13 protein-coding genes are annotated in these 16801 nt (G+C 72.5%); 7 read left to right on the top strand and 6 right to left on the bottom strand.

The genetic code is table 11. From position 1 onward, the window contains the following. Positions 1 to 7: 7 nt before the first annotated feature. A complete protein-coding gene (locus tag SVTN_RS35655; RefSeq protein WP_041132787.1) occupies positions 8 to 1279 on the bottom strand; it encodes a flavin-containing monooxygenase in 1272 nt (423 codons plus the stop codon). A 479-nt stretch (positions 1280 to 1758) separates the two neighbouring features. Between SVTN_RS35655 and SVTN_RS35650 the strand changes: the two genes are divergently transcribed. The 3 genes from SVTN_RS35650 to xdhC are packed head-to-tail and all read left to right on the top strand — an operon-like array spanning position 1759 to position 6396. Next, a complete protein-coding gene (locus tag SVTN_RS35650) occupies positions 1759 to 3228 on the top strand; it encodes a xanthine dehydrogenase small subunit (protein WP_041132786.1) in 1470 nt (489 codons plus the stop codon). After that, positions 3225 to 5585 carry a xanthine dehydrogenase molybdopterin binding subunit gene (xdhB, locus tag SVTN_RS35645; RefSeq protein ID WP_041132785.1) on the top strand — a complete coding sequence of 787 codons (2361 nt, stop codon included), beginning with the start codon at positions 3225 to 3227 and terminating at the stop codon, positions 5583 to 5585. The genes SVTN_RS35650 and xdhB overlap by 4 nt, the downstream gene beginning before the upstream one ends. A gap of 1 nt (position 5586) precedes the next feature. Continuing rightward, the gene (xdhC, locus tag SVTN_RS35640) at positions 5587 to 6396 is read left to right on the top strand and encodes a xanthine dehydrogenase accessory protein XdhC (protein WP_041132784.1); all 810 of its coding nucleotides are present in this window, start codon (positions 5587 to 5589) and stop codon (positions 6394 to 6396) included. Positions 6397 to 6458: 62 nt separating this feature from the next. Here the strand turns inward: xdhC and SVTN_RS35635 are convergent, their stop codons facing one another. Continuing rightward, positions 6459 to 7652: a S8 family peptidase gene (locus SVTN_RS35635; protein WP_041132783.1), complete on the bottom strand. Its 1194-nt coding sequence runs from the start codon at positions 7650 to 7652 to the stop codon at positions 6459 to 6461. Positions 7653 to 7800: 148 nt separating this feature from the next. On the opposite strand from SVTN_RS35635, the gene SVTN_RS35630 reads away from it, so the two are divergent. The 3 genes from SVTN_RS35630 to SVTN_RS35620 all read left to right on the top strand — a co-directional run bounded on the left by SVTN_RS35630 (position 7801) and on the right by SVTN_RS35620 (position 10076). Continuing rightward, positions 7801 to 8244, top strand: a complete 444-nt coding sequence (locus tag SVTN_RS35630) for a VOC family protein (protein WP_041132782.1) — start codon at positions 7801 to 7803, stop codon at positions 8242 to 8244. A gap of 248 nt (positions 8245 to 8492) precedes the next feature. After that, on the top strand, positions 8493 to 9353 hold the full coding sequence (locus SVTN_RS35625; RefSeq protein WP_041132781.1) for a DUF1684 domain-containing protein: 861 nt from the start codon (positions 8493 to 8495) through the stop codon (positions 9351 to 9353). A gap of 189 nt (positions 9354 to 9542) precedes the next feature. Then, positions 9543 to 10076, top strand: a complete 534-nt coding sequence (locus SVTN_RS35620; protein WP_052499497.1) for a rhodanese-like domain-containing protein — start codon at positions 9543 to 9545, stop codon at positions 10074 to 10076. Here SVTN_RS35620 and SVTN_RS35615 read toward each other — a convergent pair. Both SVTN_RS35615 and SVTN_RS35610 read right to left on the bottom strand, forming a co-directional pair. Continuing rightward, the gene (locus SVTN_RS35615) at positions 10060 to 11400 is read right to left on the bottom strand and encodes a uracil-xanthine permease family protein (RefSeq protein ID WP_052499496.1); all 1341 of its coding nucleotides are present in this window, start codon (positions 11398 to 11400) and stop codon (positions 10060 to 10062) included. The two genes, SVTN_RS35620 and SVTN_RS35615, sit on opposite strands and share 17 nt — an antisense overlap. Beyond that, a complete protein-coding gene (locus SVTN_RS35610) occupies positions 11397 to 12521 on the bottom strand; it encodes an aryl-sulfate sulfotransferase (RefSeq protein WP_041132780.1) in 1125 nt (374 codons plus the stop codon). Before SVTN_RS35610 ends, SVTN_RS35615 begins: the two co-directional genes overlap by 4 nt. Before the next feature lie 166 nt (positions 12522 to 12687). Here SVTN_RS35610 and SVTN_RS35605 point away from each other — a divergent pair, with 166 nt between their 5' ends. Beyond that, the gene (locus SVTN_RS35605; RefSeq protein ID WP_041132779.1) at positions 12688 to 13242 is read left to right on the top strand and encodes a helix-turn-helix domain-containing protein; all 555 of its coding nucleotides are present in this window, start codon (positions 12688 to 12690) and stop codon (positions 13240 to 13242) included. Positions 13243 to 13320: 78 nt separating this feature from the next. On the opposite strand, the gene SVTN_RS35600 is transcribed toward SVTN_RS35605, so the two are convergent. Together SVTN_RS35600 and SVTN_RS35595 are read right to left on the bottom strand one after the other, a co-directional pair. Next, positions 13321 to 15255 (bottom strand): AMP-dependent synthetase/ligase, encoded by a 1935-nt coding sequence (locus SVTN_RS35600; RefSeq protein ID WP_041132778.1) that lies wholly within the window; start codon positions 15253 to 15255, stop codon positions 13321 to 13323. Between the two features lie 126 nt (positions 15256 to 15381). Then, positions 15382 to 16647, bottom strand: a complete 1266-nt coding sequence (locus SVTN_RS35595; protein ID WP_052499495.1) for a serine hydrolase domain-containing protein — start codon at positions 16645 to 16647, stop codon at positions 15382 to 15384. Positions 16648 to 16801: the final 154 nt, after the last annotated feature.

The raw sequence follows: 16801 nt of genomic DNA, 5'->3' as shown, positions 1-16801 counted from the left end.
CTGCTCCTCAGTGCTTCCGGTCGGTGGGGGCGTACGCGAGATAGCCGCGCTGCCGCGCGATGTGGTCGGCGACGTACCGGGCGTCGTGCCAGACGCCCCAGATGAAGCTCGACCCGCGGCGGGACAGCCAGGGCAGGCCCAGGAAGTACACGCCGGGCTCGACGGACACACCCCGCTGCTGGTCCGGCCGGCCGTTCTCGTCGAACGCGTCGACGTCGAGCCAGCCGTAGTCGCTCGCGAAGCCCGTCGCCCAGACGATGGAGGTGACGCCGGCCTCGGCGAGGTCGAGCTCCAGGCGGGGGCTGGTCACGCAGTCCGGGTCCGGCCCGAGGACATGGGCCTCCGGCTCCTCGGGGAGGTCGAGCCCGTTGCGCTCGACGTACGCGTCGGCGGCCCGCAGGAACTCCAGGTACTTGGCGTCGCCGGAGGCGATGTTCTCGGCGAGGTCCGGTGCGAAACGCAGGACGCCGTCGTCGTGGGACGCGGTCAGACCGACGAGTTCGATGCCGGCGGCGGCCAGGTCCCGGAAGTCCACCGTGTGACCGCCGCGCGCACCGCTGACCGCGATGGTGACGTGTTCGGCGCCCCGGGGAGGCGTCTGCGCGTCCCAGATCCCGAGCACACCGAGCCACCAGCAGAAGTCGCGTCCCCGGTACGCGCGGGGCGGACGGTCGTGCGGACCGACCGAGAGGAGGACCCGGCGCCCGGAGCGGCGCAGTTCGTCGGCGATCTGGACCCCCGAGGAACCGGCCCCGACGACGAGGACCGCGCCCTCGGGCAGCTGCCCCGGGTTGCGGTACGCGCTGGAGTGGATCTGCGTGGGGACGGCGCCGTCCGGCACGACGGGCGGGATCACGGGCCGCTGGAACGCCCCGGTCGCGGCCACGACGAAGCGCGCGTCGATCGTGCCCTGCGAGGTCTCGACGCGGAAGCCGGGCCGGCCGGTGTGCTTCCGCACCGAGGTCACCTCGACGCCGCTGCGGACGGGGGCGCCTATCTTCTCGGCGTACGCGACGAAGTAGTCGGCGACCTGCTCCTTCGACGCGAAGGCGTCGGGGGCGAGGCCGGCGAACTCCAGGCCGGGGAAGCGGTCGTGCCACGCGGGCCCGTTCGCGACCAGGGAGTCCCACCGCTCGGAGCGCCACCGCTCGGCGATCCGGTGCCGCTCCAGGACGGTGTGCGGGATGCCGTGGGCGCCCAGGTGCTCGCTCATCGCGACGCCCGCCTGGCCCGCCCCGACGACGACCACTTCGGTCTCTTCATGCTCTTCATGCGGCACGTGTGCCTCCGCTCTCGTGGACTGTGCTACCGCACGGCACATCCTTGGAGCGGCCCATGGAACTGTCCAACAGATGTTTTCGTTGGGGGTCATCTGATTCTCAGATGTACGCAGTTCGGACGGCTCTTGACCTCGGTGATCGCCGGGCATTAATTTGCAGCCTCGACCCATGACGACCGAGAGGAGGCGACCGGCGGATGAACACCAGCTCCGACCTGAGCCGCCTCGCCCACATCACGGTCTGGGTTCCGGGTCGCATCGCCCACGGCTGCTGACGACGCCGTCCCGCCGTGCCCGTCCGCGGGCACGCCGCTGGTTTCCCCGGTCTCCCCGGTTTCCCTTCACCGCTTCCCGGCACGCCGCTGTCGCGTGCCGTTCCGCGCCCGCTTCTCCGCCGTGGCGCGTCTGAACACAGAAAGCTGCCCGACATTGGCGAACATGATGAACCGACCCATCGCGCACGGAAACGAGGGCCCGTCATGGTAGCGGCGCGTATCACCGTCAACGGCGAAGAAGCACCGATCGCACCCTCCGCACCCCACACCACGGTGCTCGACTTCCTGCGCGAGCGCGGCCTCACCGGCACCAAGGAGGGCTGCGCCGAGGGCGAGTGCGGCGCCTGCTCGGTCCTGGTGGCCCGCCCCGGGGTGAACAAGCCCACCGACTGGGTGGCGGTCAACGCCTGCCTGGTCCCGGTCGCGGCGCTCGACGGCCAGGAGATCGTCACCTCCGAGGGCCTCGCCACCGCCGGCGCACCCGGCACGCCGCCCGCCCTGCACCCCGTGCAGGAGGAGATGGCGGTCCGCGGCGGATCCCAATGCGGTTACTGCACACCGGGGTTCGTGTGCAGCATGGCCGCCGAGTACTACCGGCCCGACCGGTGCGCCCACGCGGACGCCGGCACCGATGCCGACGCCGACGCCGAGCACGGTCCCAACGGTTTCGACCTGCACGCGCTGAGCGGCAACCTGTGCCGCTGTACGGGCTACCGCCCCATCCGCGACGCCGCGTTCGCCGTCGGCACGCCCACCGACGAGGACCCCCTCGCGCAGCGCCGCGAGCAGGCCCCGCCCGCGCCGGTCGCCACCGAGTACGCCCGGGACGACAGCGTGTTCGTCCGGAAGGACACCCTGGCCGAGACGCTGCGGCTGCTGCGCGAGCGGCCGGACGCGGTGGTGGTCGCCGGTTCCACCGACTGGGGCGTGGAGGTGAACATCCGCTCGCGGAGGGCGGGTTGCGTGGTCGCCGTCGACCGGCTTCCCGAACTGCGGGAGCTGCGCGTCGCGTCCGACTCCATCGAGATCGGTGCGGCGCTCACCCTCACCGAGATCGAGCGCCGCCTCGACGGCGAAGTCCCGCTCCTCGCGGAGCTGTTCCCCCAGTTCGCGTCCCGGCTGATCCGCAACGGCGCGACCCTCGGCGGCAATCTGGGGACCGGCTCCCCCATCGGCGACAGTCCGCCGGCGCTGCTCGCGCTCGACGCGTCGGTGGTGCTCGCCGACGCCGACGGCGAGCGCGAGGTCCCCCTCTCCGCCTACTTCACCGGCTACCGGCAGAGCGTGCGCCGTCCCGGCGAGCTGATCCGCGCGGTGCGCGTCCCGCTGCCGCTGTCGCCGGTCGTGGCCTTCCACAAGATCGCCAAGCGGCGCTTCGACGACATCTCCAGCGTCGCGGTCGCCTTCGCGCTCGACGTCGAGGGCGGGATCGTCCGCAAGGCGCGCATCGGTCTGGGCGGCGTCGCCGCCACCCCGATCCGCGCGCTCGCCACCGAGGCGGCCCTGGAGGGCAGGCCGTGGTCGGCGGAGACCGTCGAGGCCGTGGCGCCGGTGCTGCGGGAGGAGGGCACGCCGATGAGCGACCACCGGGCGAGCGCGGCCTACCGCTCCGCGATGCTCGGCCAGAGCCTGCTGAAGCTGTACGCGCGAACCACCGAGGCGGTGTCGTCATGAGCCAGTTGTCCCAGCGTCCCGAGAAGTCCGTCGTCGGCCTCTCCATGCCGCACGAGAGCGCCGTCCAGCACGTCACCGGCACCGCGCTCTACACCGACGACCTGGTCCACCGCACCAAGGACGTGCTGCACGCCTATCCGGTCCAGGTCATGAAGGCCCACGGCAGGATCACCGCGCTGCGCACCGGGCCGGCGCTCTCCGTGCCCGGCGTGGTGCGCGTCCTGACCGGTGCCGACGTGCCCGGCGTCAACGACGCCGGGATGAAGCACGACGAGCCGCTCTTCCCCGACGTGGTCATGTTCCACGGGCACGCGGTCGCCTGGGTGCTCGGCGAGACCCTCGAGGCGGCCCGGCTCGGTGCCGCGGCCGTCGAGGTGGAACTCGACGAACAGCCCTCCCTGATCACGCTCCAGGAGGCGATCGCCGCCGACAGCTTCCACGGCGCCCGGCCCGTGATGGTGACCGGCGACGTCGACGCCGGGTTCGCCGACTCCGCGCACGTGTTCACCGGCGAGCTGCAGTTCTCCGACCAGGAGCACTTCTACCTGGAGACCCACGCGGCCCTGGCCTATGTCGACGAGGCCGAGCAGGTCTTCGTCCAGAGCAGCACCCAGCATCCTTCCGAGACCCAGGAGATCGTCGCGCACGTCCTCGGCCTGCACAGTCACGAGGTGACCGTGCAGTGCCTGCGGATGGGCGGCGGCTTCGGCGGCAAGGAGATGCAGCCGCACGGCTTCGCGGCCGTCGCCGCGCTCGGCGCCAAGCTGACCGGCCGCCCGGTCCGGGTCCGGCTCAACCGGACCCAGGACCTCACCATGTCCGGCAAGCGGCACGGCTTCCACGCCTCGTGGCGGATCGGCTTCGACGCCGAGGGCCGCATCCAGGCCCTCGACGCCACCCTGACGGCGGACGGCGGCTGGAGCCTTGACCTGTCCGAGCCGGTGGTGGCCCGCGCGCTGTGCCACATCGACAACACGTACTGGCTGCCCAACGCCCGTATCACCGGTCGCATCGCCAGGACCAACAAGGTCTCCAACACCGCGTTCCGCGGCTTCGGCGGACCGCAGGGCATGCTGGTGATCGAGGACATCATGGGCCGGTGCGCACCGCTGCTCGGCCTCGATCCGGCGGAGCTGCGGGAGCGCAACTTCTACCGGAAGGGCCAGTCGACGCCGTACGGGCAGCCGGTCGTCCAGCCGGAGCGGATCTCCGCCGTCTGGGAGCAGGTCAAGGAGAACGCGGACTTCGCCGACCGCCGGCGCGAGATCGCCGCGTTCAACGCCGCACACCCGCACACCAAGCGGGCCCTCGCGCTCACCGGCCTCAAGTTCGGCATCTCCTTCAACCTCACCGCCTTCAACCAGGGCGGCGCGCTGGTGCTGATCTACAAGGACGGCTCGGTCCTGATCAACCACGGCGGCACCGAGATGGGTCAGGGCCTGCACACCAAGATGCTCCAGGTGGCCGCGACCACGCTGGGCATCCCGCTGCACAAGGTGCGCCTCGCCCCGACCCGTACGGACAAGGTGCCCAACACCTCCGCCACCGCCGCCAGCGCGGGGACGGACCTCAACGGCGCGGCGGTGAAGAACGCCTGCGAGCAGCTGCGCGAACGGCTGCTCCAGGTGGCCGCCACCCAGCTCGGCACGAACGCCTCGGACGTACGCATCGTCGAGGGCGTCGCGCGCGGCCTCGGCAGCGACGGGGAGCTGGCCTGGGACGACCTCGTCCGCACCGCGTACCTCCAGCGGATGCAGCTGTCGGCGGCCGGTTTCTACCGGACCGAGGGGCTGCACTGGGACGCGAAGACCTTCCACGGCTCGCCGTTCAAGTACTTCGCCCACGGCGCCGCCGCGGCCGAGGTGGAGGTGGACGGCTTCACCGGCGCGTACCGCATCCGGCGGGTGGACATCGTGCACGACGTCGGCGACAGCCTGTCCCCGATGATCGACATCGGTCAGGTCGAGGGCGGTTTCGTGCAGGGCGCGGGCTGGCTGACCCTGGAGGACCTGCGCTGGGACGCCGGCGACGGGCCGCACCGCGGCCGTCTCCTGACGCAGGCGGCGAGCACGTACAAGCTGCCGAGCTTCTCCGAGATGCCCGAGGAGTTCCACGTCACGCTCCTTCGGAACGCCGCCGAGGAGGGCGCGGTCTACGGGTCGAAGGCGGTGGGCGAGCCTCCGCTGATGCTGGCCTTCTCGGTACGGGAGGCGCTGCGGCAGGCCGCCGCCGCGTTCGGTCCGGGCGGGATCAGTGTCGAGCTGGCCTCGCCCGCGACGCCGGAGGCGGTGTACTGGGCGATCGAGGCGGCGCGCGACAGGGCCCGGACCGGTGCGGAAGCACTGAGCGGTGCCTGACATGACGTGGTTCGCCGCGGTCGCGCGGCTGCGGGCACGCCGGGAGTCCGGCGTGCTCGTGACCGTCGCGACCGTGCGCGGCCACGCCCCGCGCGACGCCGGCGCGAAGCTCGTGGTGGGACGGACCGAGACCTGGGGCTCGATCGGCGGCGGCAACGTGGAGGCCGTCGCGATCGACCGGGCTCGGGAGATGATCGCCGCGTCCGGGGCGGAGCCGGAGCTGCTCGATTTCGCCCTGAACGACAAGGTGACCAACCGGCACGGCGTGCAGTGCTGCGGCGGCACGGTCTCGGTGCTGCTCGAACCGCTGCCGGTGGTACGGGCGGTGGCGATCTTCGGCGTCGGGCACGTCGGCCTCGAACTGGCCCGGATCCTGGCCCGTCAGGACCTCGACCTCCATCTGATCGACAGCCGCGCCGACACCCTCGCCGAGGAGCGGCTCGACGTGCTCGCGGACGCGGTGGCGCAGGTGCGCGTGCACCACACGCCGCTGCTGCCCGAGGAGGTCCTGGAGGAGCTGCCGCCCGGCACCCACGTCCTGATCATGACCCATGACCACGCCGAGGACGCCGCCCTGTGCGACGCCGCCCTGCGGGCGCCGCACCTCGGCTCCGTCGGTCTCATCGGGTCGGCGGCCAAGTGGGCGAGGTTCCGCAAGCGCCTCGCCACCGAGGGCGGTCACGACGAGGCCGTCATCGACCGGATCAAGACCCCGATCGGTCTCGCCGACATCACCGGCAAGGAACCGGCGACGATCGCCGTGAGCGTGGCCGCCGACCTGCTGCGCACCTTCGAGACCGAGGGGAGCTGACGCCGCGGCGCCCTCACGCCCCGGTCCGTACCCGGGGCGTGAGGGCGTGAGGGGCCCGGGGGCTACAGGCCGCCGGTGTACAGCAGCTTGTTGGGGGTGCCGCCGCTGACGTTGGTCAGGAGGCCCTTCGTCGTGTTGTCGAGGATCCACCCGGCGACCTCGGCCGGGCCTGCCGTGGGGTGCTCGGCCTTGTAGAGCGCGGCGACGCCGGCGACGTGCGGGGCGGCCATGGAGGTGCCGTTCTGGGCGACGGAGCCGCCGCCGATCCGTGCCGAGACGATGGCCTGGCCGGGCGCGAAGAGTTCGACGCACGGGCCGTAGTTGGAGAAGGAGGTCTCCTCGTCCCAGATGTTGGAGGCCGCGACGGTGAGCGCGCCCGACGCCGACGCGGGCGAGACGTCGCAGGCGTCCTTCGAGGAGTTCCCCGCCGCGATGACGGGCAGCACGCCGGCGTTGTAGAGCGCGGTGGCGGCGGCGTTCAGGGCCGCCGACCGGTCCCCGCCCAGGGAGCCGTTCAGGACCGCCGGCTGCCTGGCGTTCCTGGCGACCCAGTCGAGCCCGGCGATCATGCCCGAGTACGCGCCGCGCCCGTCGCAGCCGAGGACCCGGACGCTCACCAGACCGGCCTTGCGGGCGACCCCGTACGTCTTGCCGGCGACCGTGCCCGCGACGTGCGTGCCGTGGCCGTTGCAGTCCTGGCCGAACCGTCCGTCGCCCATCGCGTCGAAGCCGAAGGTGGCGCGGCCGCCGAACTCGTCGTGCTGGTAGTCGATGCCGGTGTCGAGGATGTACGCGGTCACCCCGGCGCCGTTGCCCCGGGTGGTGAAGTCGTTGTCGAGCGGCAGGTTCCACTGGTTGATCCGGTCCAGGCCCCAGGAGGCGGCCGGGCTCCGGGTCTCCGGCGGCGTGGCCGGCTGGGGCGGGGCGAGCGCCACCGCGTCCTCCTCGACCGACGCCACCCCCGGGGTGTTCCTGACGGTGGCCAGCTGAAGCTCGGTCAGCGGGGCCGCGAACCCGTTGATGGCCTTCTCGTAGACGAACGTGGGCCTGAGGTTCAGCTTCCGGGCGGCCTCGGCGGCGTCGACCGTCCTGTCGAGGGTCACGATGTACTTGCCGGGCACCGCGTCGGCGGCGGTGACGAGCGGGGCCGGGGTCGGCTCCGGTCCGGCGGCGGCCCCGGACGCCGCCGTCGGGGCGGTGACGGCGAGGGCGGTCAGGGCGGCGCTCGCGAGAGCGAGTCCGGTACGTGTGTTCATGCCGGTGAGGGCACCATGCAGAAACGATCAGCCCCTACGACATTTCTGAGCGATTCCGATCGATTCCAACGGATGCCGCACAAATCACCGCCCCTTTGCTCCGCCGGTGTCACGATTTCGCCGTACCCGAGATGTCAGGAGACCCCGCATGGCGATCCAGCGGATGGACAACGTCCTCATCGTCGTCGAAGACCTCGACGCCGTCGTGTCGTTCTTCGTCGAACTCGGCATGGAGCTGGAGGGCAGGATGCCCGTCGAGGGACGATGGGTGGACCGGGTCATCGGAATCGACGGCTCCCGGCAGGACGTCGCCATGCTGCGGACCCCGGACGGCCACGGGAAGATCGAGCTGGCGAAGTTCCACGCCCCGAAGGCGATCGGCGACGGGCCGCGGGACACACCGGTGAACACGCCGGGCATCCGGCGCGTCATGTTCGCCGTCGACGACATCGACGCGACCGTCACCCGCCTGCGCGCCTCCCACGGCGCCGAGCTCGTCGGCGAGGTGGTGCGGTACGAGGACGTCTACCGGCTCTGCTACCTCCGCGGCCCCGAGGGCATCGTCGTCGGACTGGCCGAAGAGCTCGGCTGAGCCGCTGCCGACCGGGCGGGTATCACTGGCGCCCCGCACCGGAGTTGTGTTTTCCTGAACCCATGAGCCTTCTCGTGACGCGCCGACACGTGGACTACGTGCGCGTCACGACCATGGCGTGTTCCCGCTGACACCGAGGCCTCGACCCGGCGTCCGGACACCGACGCACACGCCCCCACGACCCCTGGGCGCCCCCTGACGGCCTCGTCCTGCCTTCACACCCTTTCACCCTCAGCAGGAGGAGACGCATGAGCGTCCATGACACCACCCATGCCCCCGAGGCCGCCCGCGAGACGGTCGACGTCGATCCGGAGCTCTTCGCCACGGAGTGGGAGAAGTGGCACCGGGACAAGGACGCCCGGCTCGCCTCGGCGCACGGCTTCCTCGCGATCACCGGTCTGCACTGGCTGTCCGCCGAGCCGCAGGGCTTCCCCGGCGTGCCGGGGACCTGGTCGACGGGCCCCGAAGGCGTCGCCGTGGAACTCGACGAGGGCACCGAACTCGTCGTCGACGGCGTGGCCGTACGAGGCCGGCACCTCTTCGGCGTCATCCCGGAGCGCGGCGGTGTCGACGCCGTCTGGGGCGACACCGTGATCGAGGTCGCCAAGCGCGGCGGCAACGACATCATCCGCCCGCGGCACCCCGGGCACCCGCTGCGGGTCGCCTTCGCCGGCACGCCCGCGTACGAGCCCGATCCGCGCTGGGTGGTCACCGGCCGGTACGAGGTCTTCGACGAGCCCCGGCCGACGACGGTCGGCGCCTCGGTGGAGGGTCTCCAGCACGTGTACGACGCCCCGGGGCGCGTCGCCTTCCGGCTGGACGGACGGGAGTTGAGCCTGACCGCGTTCAACGGGCACGCGCCCGGCAGCCTCACGCTGCTGTTCACCGACGAGACCTCGGGCGTCACCACGTACGCGGCCAACCGGAACCTCACGGTGGAGGCCCCCGGGCCCGACGGCACCGTCGTGCTCGACTTCAACCGCGCGGTCAACCTGCCCTGCGCCTACACCGACTTCGCGACCTGCCCGCTGCCGCCGTCCGAGAACCGGCTGCCCGTCGCGGTCGAGGCCGGCGAGCGGATCCCCCACGAGCGCGGCCCGGTCGACTAGCGGGGCCCGTGGGCGGTGTCGCCGTGGAGTGTTGCCAGGACGTGACGGCGTCGTGGCAACCCCGTGGCGATCCCGTCCGCTTCCCGGCGGCGCGGCCCCGACTCGCCTAGCATCCCGGGACACGGCCCCGCCGCCGGCGCGTTCCGTTTCTCGCAAGGACGCGCAAAGACTCCCAAGGACAGGTTCCCCATGGGCATTTCCCGCACCCTCAGCGTCGACGAAGCACTGCCACGACTGCCCGAGCTGAACGTGATCGACGTCCGTACTCCCGGTGAGTTCGCCTCCGGCCGCCTGCCGGGTGCCGTCAACATCCCCTTCGAGCGCATCGACGGCAGCCTGGCGGAGCTGCGGCAGGCCGCCGAGAGCGGGCCGCTGCTCCTGGTGTGCGCCTCCGGCACCCGCTCCGGCAAGGGCGCCGCGGTCCTCGCCACCCACGGGATCGCCGCCGCGAGCCTCACCGGCGGCACCCGCGCCTGGGCCGACGCCGGGCACGGGCTCGAGTACCCGCCCGGCCCCGTACGAGCGGTCTGGGGGATGGAGCGCCAGGTGCGGTTCACCGCCGGGGCCCTCGTACTGCTCGGCCTGGTCCTCGGGCTGCTCGTGCATCCGGCGTTCCAGTTCCTGTCGGCGGCGATCGCGGGAGGGCTGGTGTTCTCCGCGCTCACCGACACCTGCGGCATGGCGGTGGTTCTGGGCCGGCTTCCCTTCAACCGGCGCGGCTAGAGACCTCCGTACTTCCGGACCGGATGCGGCCGAGCAGCGCGGTGAGGAGGACCGCCGTCAGGGTTCCGGCGACGACGCCGCTGCCCAGGATCGTGCGGGCCCAGCCGGGGAACCCCGCGTACAGGTCCGGGCTGAGCAGCGGGAGCAGTCCCGCGGTGAGCGCGAGCGCGGCCGTCAGCGAGCCCGTGCCCGTACCGGACAGATCGGCGCGGCGGAGCATCTCGACGCCCATGACGGCGATCACGGCGTAGACGACGAGGGCCGAGCCGCCGACGACCGCTTCGGGTATGCCGGCCAGTGCCCGGGAGACGGGCGTGGCCAGGCCGAGGACGACCAGGAGCGCTCCGGCGCCGGCGGTCACGAAGCGGCTGCGGACCCCGGTGAGCCGGCCGATGCCGATGTTCTCGGCGCTGGTGACCATCAGGGAGGTGCCGAACAGGCCGCCGACCAGGGACACCAGGGCATCGGCGCGGGCGACGCGCGGAACGTCCCGCTCGGGAGCCGGAGTCCGGCCCACGGTCTCGCTGTTGAGCACGGTCTGTCCGGTGATCTCGGCCAGCGTGGTGAGGCTGAACACGAGCAGCGGAAGCGCGGCCACCAGGTCGAACCGGGGCGTGCCGAAGGGCAGGAGCACGGGCAGTGCGAAGCCGCTGCCGGCGGCCGGGCCGAAGGAGCCCAGGCCGGTTCCCGCCGCGATGGCGGTTCCCGCCGCCATTCCGATGAGGACGGAGGTCTGTCGCCAGACGCCGCGCAGGAACACGTACGCGGCGACGGTCGCCGCCACCGTGAGCGCGGCGAGGAGCACCGCGCGCGGCTCCCCCGTGCCGTCGGGGCCGGTGACGAGCCGGGCGGCGACCCGGATCATCGCGATCCCGATGAGCAGCACGGTCACGCCCATGACCAGGGGCGGGAAGAGCCGTACGACACGGGCGTACACGGGAAGGACGGCGAGCAGCAGTCCGGCGGCCAGGAGGACGGCGCCGGTGGCGGTCGCCGGCCCGTGCTCCTGGGCGATCTGGAGGAACAGCGCGGTCGCCGCGCCGCCGGGCAGCATCACGAACGGCAGGCGGCCGCCGATCCGCCACACGCCGAGGGACTGGAGCAGGGCGCCCGCGCCGCACAGCAGCAGGACGGTGCTGAGCAGCGAGGCCGTCGCGCCGGGCGACATCTTCAGGCTGCCGGCGACGAGGAAGACGGTGGAGACCGGAGCGGCGATCATCGCCAGGACGTGCTGGGCCGCGAGGGGGGCCAGGCGCCGGAACGGGACGCGTGCGTCGACGTCCTCGGTCCCGGGCCGGTCGGTGGTTCTGATGGCGGTCGTCATGCCGTCGCCTCCAGCCACGGGATGTCGGCCGCGCTGTAGCGGTAGGCGCGGAAGACGGCGTTCGGCTCGGACGGGAAGAGGCCGCGGACCTCGCTCTCGCCGTAGCCGGCGAAGTACGGGACGACGTACTCCCAGCACAGGTAGCCGTCCTTCGTCACCTCGAAGAGGCGGCCGGACGGGGAGTCGGTGACGAGCGTGTTGCCGTTCGGCAGGCGCTGCGCGGAGCCCATGAAGGGCGCGAAGAAGAACTCGCGGGCCGGGTCGTGGTACTCCCACACGATCTCGCCGTCGGTCCGGTCGATCTCGATGACGCGGGAGTACGGGACGTCGTGGCCGGGCCGGAAGACGCCGTTGTCGAAGACGAGGAACCGGCCGTCGTCCAGTTCGGTGGGCGCGTGCTGCTGGCTGACGGTGCCGGGGCGGCTGCGCCAGAGGATCTCGCCGGTGTCGCGGCTGATGACGACGACGGCCGAGACGCTCCGCAGGCTCGCGAGGATGTTGCCGTCCCGCAGGGGCGTGACGCTGTTGATCAGCGGCCAGTGCTCGCGGGCGTAGGCCTCGTGCAGCGGGAAGGACTCGCGGTCGAGGTGCTCGGCGGCGCGCCAGGACCACAGGAGTTCGCCGTCGGGGCCGACCTCCTTGATGGTGTCGGCCCAGACGAGGCCGCCTTCGGCCTCGGAGCCGGGCACTCCGCCGCGTACCGCCGCGGCCTCGGCCCCGGCGAGGGGTTCCAGGGCGGTGTAGAGGATGCGACCGTCGTCGAGGTGGTGGGCGTCGTGGTGCTGGAGGGGGTCCCGGTGCTCGCTCAGCACGGTTCCGTCGGGTGCCGCGCGGAGCATGACGCCGCCCCGGTACTTGTGCCACATCGGGAAGAGGGCCTTCTCCCCCGGGAGGACGCCGTTGTAGGCGAGGGTGCCGTCGGCGAGGAGCCGGGCGTGGCGGCCGGGGCGGTACGGCAGGTCCCACCGGTGGACGGTGCGGCCGTGGAGGTCGATCAGGTGGACCTCTCCGGTGCCGGTGAGCGGTGCGTAGAGGGTGTAGCCCTCGGACGCGGCCGTCTCGTCGAGGGCGATGAGGCCGGTGGGACGGCGGCGGCGTGAGTTCTGGTCGATCGGGGGCACGTCGGAGCTCCTTCTTCAAACTTTCTTTGATGAGAACAACCGACTTTGACGTTAGAGGCGTTGTGTGACGGGCGTGTGTCGGGAGTACGAAACCGTTTCCGGGCTCCGGCCTACCGCCGCGTAGGGTGCGGTCATGCGTCACGGGGCGGGAAAGGACGGGACATCCATGGAGGCCACGAACACACCGCGGGTGGGTGCCGCCGTGCGCCGCCGGCGACGGGCGCTCGATCTGACGCTCGCCGAGGTGGCGCGGAGCAGCGGGCTCTCCTCCCCGTTCCTCAGCCAGATCGAGAACGACCGGGCGCGCCCCAGCATGCGCTCGCTCCAGCGGATCGCGGACGCCCTCGGGACGACGGCGGTGCAGCTGCTCGCGGCCTCGGACGAGACCCGCACGGTCGACGTGGTGCGGGCCGACGACGACAGCGGCCTCGACCGGGAGGCGCGCGTCCGGCCGGTGGTGCGCGGCCGCCATCAGCTGCACGCGCTCGAGTTCGTCGGCGCGCACGAGGCGGACCGCGAGTTCCGGCACCGCAACGACGAGCTGCTGTACGTGGCGGACGGCGCGGTGGAGGTGGAGGCCGACGGCCGCGTCCACCGCCTCGGCCGCGGGGACACACTGCTCCTGTCCGGCGGCGTCCGCCACCGCTGGCGCACCACCGAACCGGGCTCGCGGGTCCTGGCCGTCGCGATCGGCGACCACGTGGAAGTACTGGAGTCCTGAGGAGGGGCCGGGCTCACCGCCCGGGCGAACGCCCTGAGGACGGCCCCGTCACAGCGCCCGGGCCAACGGGGGCGGGGGTCAGGCCTCGCGGGTGCCTTCGTACATGGCCTCGACGAGTTCGGCGTACGCGCGCTCCACGACCGGTCGCTTGACCTTGAGGCTCGGGGTCAGCTCGCCGTGTTCGACGTCGAGGTCGCGCGGCAGGACCGAGAACTTCTTGATCGTCTGCCAGCGCTGCAGGTCGTCGTTGACGCGCCGCACGAAGCCGTCGATCAGCGCGTGCACCTCCGGCGAGGAGACGACCTCCGCGTAGGTGCGGCCCCCGAGGCCGTTCGACGCCGCCCAGGGCATGATCACGCTCTCGTCGAGTGCGATCAGGGCGGTGCAGTAGTTGCGGCCGTTGCCGATGACCAGGATGTTGCTCGCGAACGGGCAGACGGCCTTGAACCGGCCCTCGATCTCCGTGGGCGCCACGTACTTGCCGCCCGAGGTCTTGAACAGGTCCTTCTTGCGGTCGGTGATCCGGACGAAGCCCTCCTCGTCGATCTCGCCGATGTCCCCGGTACGGAACCAGCCGTCGCTCTCCAGGACCTCGGCGGTCTTCTCCGGGAGGTTGTGGTAGCCGCGCATGACGCCCGGGCCCCGCAGGAGGATCTCCCCGTCCTCGGCGATGCGGACCTCGGTGCCGGGCAGGGGCCTGCCGACCGTGCCCACCCGGTGGTCGTCGGCCGGGTTGACCGTGCAGGCCGCGCTGGTCTCGGTCAGGCCGTAGCCCTCCAGGACGGGCACGCCCGCGCCGGCGAAGAAGTAGCCGATGTCGGGGGCGAGTGCGGCACTGCCCGAGGCACTGCCGCGGAGCCGGCCCCCGAACGCCGCCCGGATCCTGCCGTAGACCAGCTTGTCGGCGAGGGCGTGCTGGACGCCGAGCCACAGGGGCACCGTGCGGCTCCCCGTCGCCGCCATGCTCTCCTGCCCGGTCCTGGCGTAGTCGCGGGCGACCTTCGCCGCCCACAGGAAGATCTTGTACTTCGCGCCGCCCTCGGCCCTCGCCCTCGCCGCGATGCCGTTGTAGACCTTCTCGAAGACCCTCGGCGCCGAGGCCATCACGGTGGGCCGGACGACGGGCAGGTTGGTGACGATGCGGTCGACGCGCCCGTCCACCGCGAGCACGTGTCCGGTCCGCACCTGACCGGATATCAGGGCGTTGCCGAAGACGTGGGACAGCGGCAGCCACAGGAACTGCACGTCGTCGGGTTCGAGGAGGCCGCTGACCTCCTGCACGACGCCCTGGTAGGACCAGCAGTCGTGCACCAGGCGCACGCCCTTGGGGCGGCCGGTGGTCCCGGAGGTGTAGATGAGGGTGGCGAGCTGCTCCCGCTCGATGGCCCGGACCGTCGTGTCGATCGCTTCCGGGTGCTCCTGGAGGTAGGCCGTGCCGCGCTCCTCCAGTTCGGCGAGGCTCAGCACCTCGAGCCCCTCGGCCCGGGGCGGGTCCGTCTCCGGGCCGGACTCCGGGCCGGATTCTGGGTCGGACTCCGGGTCGGACTCCGGGTCGAAGAGGATCGCGTGGCGGAGCCCGGGCAGGCGGTCCGCGTGCTCGACGACCTTGGCCAGTTGTCCGGCGTCCTCGACGAAGACGGCCCGGCTGTCGGAGTCGGAGAGGATGTACGCCGTCTCGTCGGCGTTGGTGCTCGGGTAGACGGCCGTCGCGGCGGCGCCCGCGCACATCACCCCCAGATCGGCGAGGATCCACTCCATCCGGGTCGAGGAGGAGATGGCCACCCGCTCCTCGCTCCGCAGCCCGAGGGCGAGCAGACCGGCCGCGATCGCCGTCACGCGCTCGGCCGTCCGGGCCCAGGTCAGCGAACGCCACTCCTCCGCACCGGACGCGCCGTCACCGGTCGCCACGGGGTAGCGGTAGGCCTCCCGGTCGGGTGTGGCCTCGACCCGTGAGAGGAAGAGGTGCGCCACGGAGGGCGGCCGGTTGTCGAGCAGGTACTGCGCGGAACTCATGGCGACCTCCGGACCCGGTGCGCCCGTCAACGTTCATTGACCGGCAGGCGACTTGCACGCGGAGGTGAGGCTACGGGGGAAACCCGTAGCCCCGTAAGGGGTCGGCGCCTGCCCGTCCCCCCGTCCCTACGGCCGGAACTCCCAGGAGCCCGGGCCCCGGTCGTTCAGCAGGGCGCAGACGAACTGCTCCTCGGTCGCGCGCAGTCGGGCCAGCAGGGCCGGGTCCGTCGTGACCTGGCTGGAGACCGAGACCGTCACCGTGCGTCGGCCGTCCCGCGTCGACGCGGCGAACTGCGTGTAGCCGGGGGTGTTGCCGGTGTGGCCGAGGACCGTGCCGCAGCGGGTGGTGTAGCGGAAGAGGCCCAGGCCCGCCGCGTTGGCGCCGGGACCGGCCGGTTCGGAGGCGCCGCCGGGGAGGAAGTCCTGCTGGGCGTGGCGGGTGGTGGGGGTCAGCAGCTCCGGTCCGGCGTAGCCGCCGATGAACCGGCTCAGGTCGGCCGGGGTGGAGACGATGCCGCCCGACGCCCAGGCGCCGGAGGCGCTGACCGCCTCGCTCACGTCCTCCGGCTGCTCGCCGGGGGCGGTGAAGTAGCCGTGCAGGAAGGGGCGGGGAAGCCGGTAGTCCTGGGGGAGGCTGGTCTCCGTCAGATCGAGCGGACGGTACACGAGCTGCCGAAGCAGCGACTCGTACGGGCGGCCGGTGGCCTGCTCGGCCATCAGGGCGACCGCGATGTTGTCCGAGTTGGAGTAGGCGTACCGGCTGCCCGGCGCGAAGGCGAGTGGCCGGTCGGCCACGAAGTCGAGGAGGCGGCGGGAGTCGAAGTGGTGGCGGGGGTCGGCGCGGACGATGTCCTGGAACGCCTTGCTCTTGCTGAAGTCCGGAAGTCCACTGGTGTGCTGGAGGAGTTGACTGAGGGTCACCGCGTGCCAGTCGGAGGGAAGTCGGGGCAGGCGGCGACCGATCGTGTCGTCCAGGTCCAGGGCGCGCCGGTCGACGAGGCTCAGCGCGACCGCGCCGCTGAAGGCCTTGGCCACGCTGGCGATGCGCATGTGGTCGTCGGGCCGGGGCGGGCGTCCCGTGCCCACCTCGGCCGTGCCGGCCCGGTAGACCTGCCGCAGGCCGTCCCGGGTCAGGACCGCGATCGCGCCGGGCGGGCCGCCCGGCGCCGCCACCAGGTCGGCGAGGGCCTTCCGCAGCGCCGGATCTCCGTGACCGGTGTCGTACGGGGCGGCCGTGACCGGCGCCGTCGCCGCGCCGCTCAGGACGGCGCCCGCCACGACCGCTCCGAGGGCCGCCGTGCGCCATCGGCGCCTCGGGCGGGGTCCGGTGCGGCCGCGGACGGAGCTCGTGGAAATCCGGCCGGCGAACGCGGCGGGGACACATCGGGGCATGCGCTACCTCCTCGGTTACGGGACCGGGAACGACGGACGGCGGACGGTGGCCGCGGTCCGGATCCGACCGGACGACCGGCCGTCCGGACCCTCGTCGGCCACTAGGGCCTGTCCGACGGATCAGGGTCGGACAGGCCCTGGGCCGTCCTGTCCC

It is taken from the genome of Streptomyces vietnamensis (genome assembly GCF_000830005.1).
Lineage (GTDB): Bacteria > Actinomycetota > Actinomycetes > Streptomycetales > Streptomycetaceae > Streptomyces > Streptomyces vietnamensis.
Note: the sequence above shows the minus strand (reverse complement) of the source record. Positions and strands in the feature narration are given on the sequence as shown.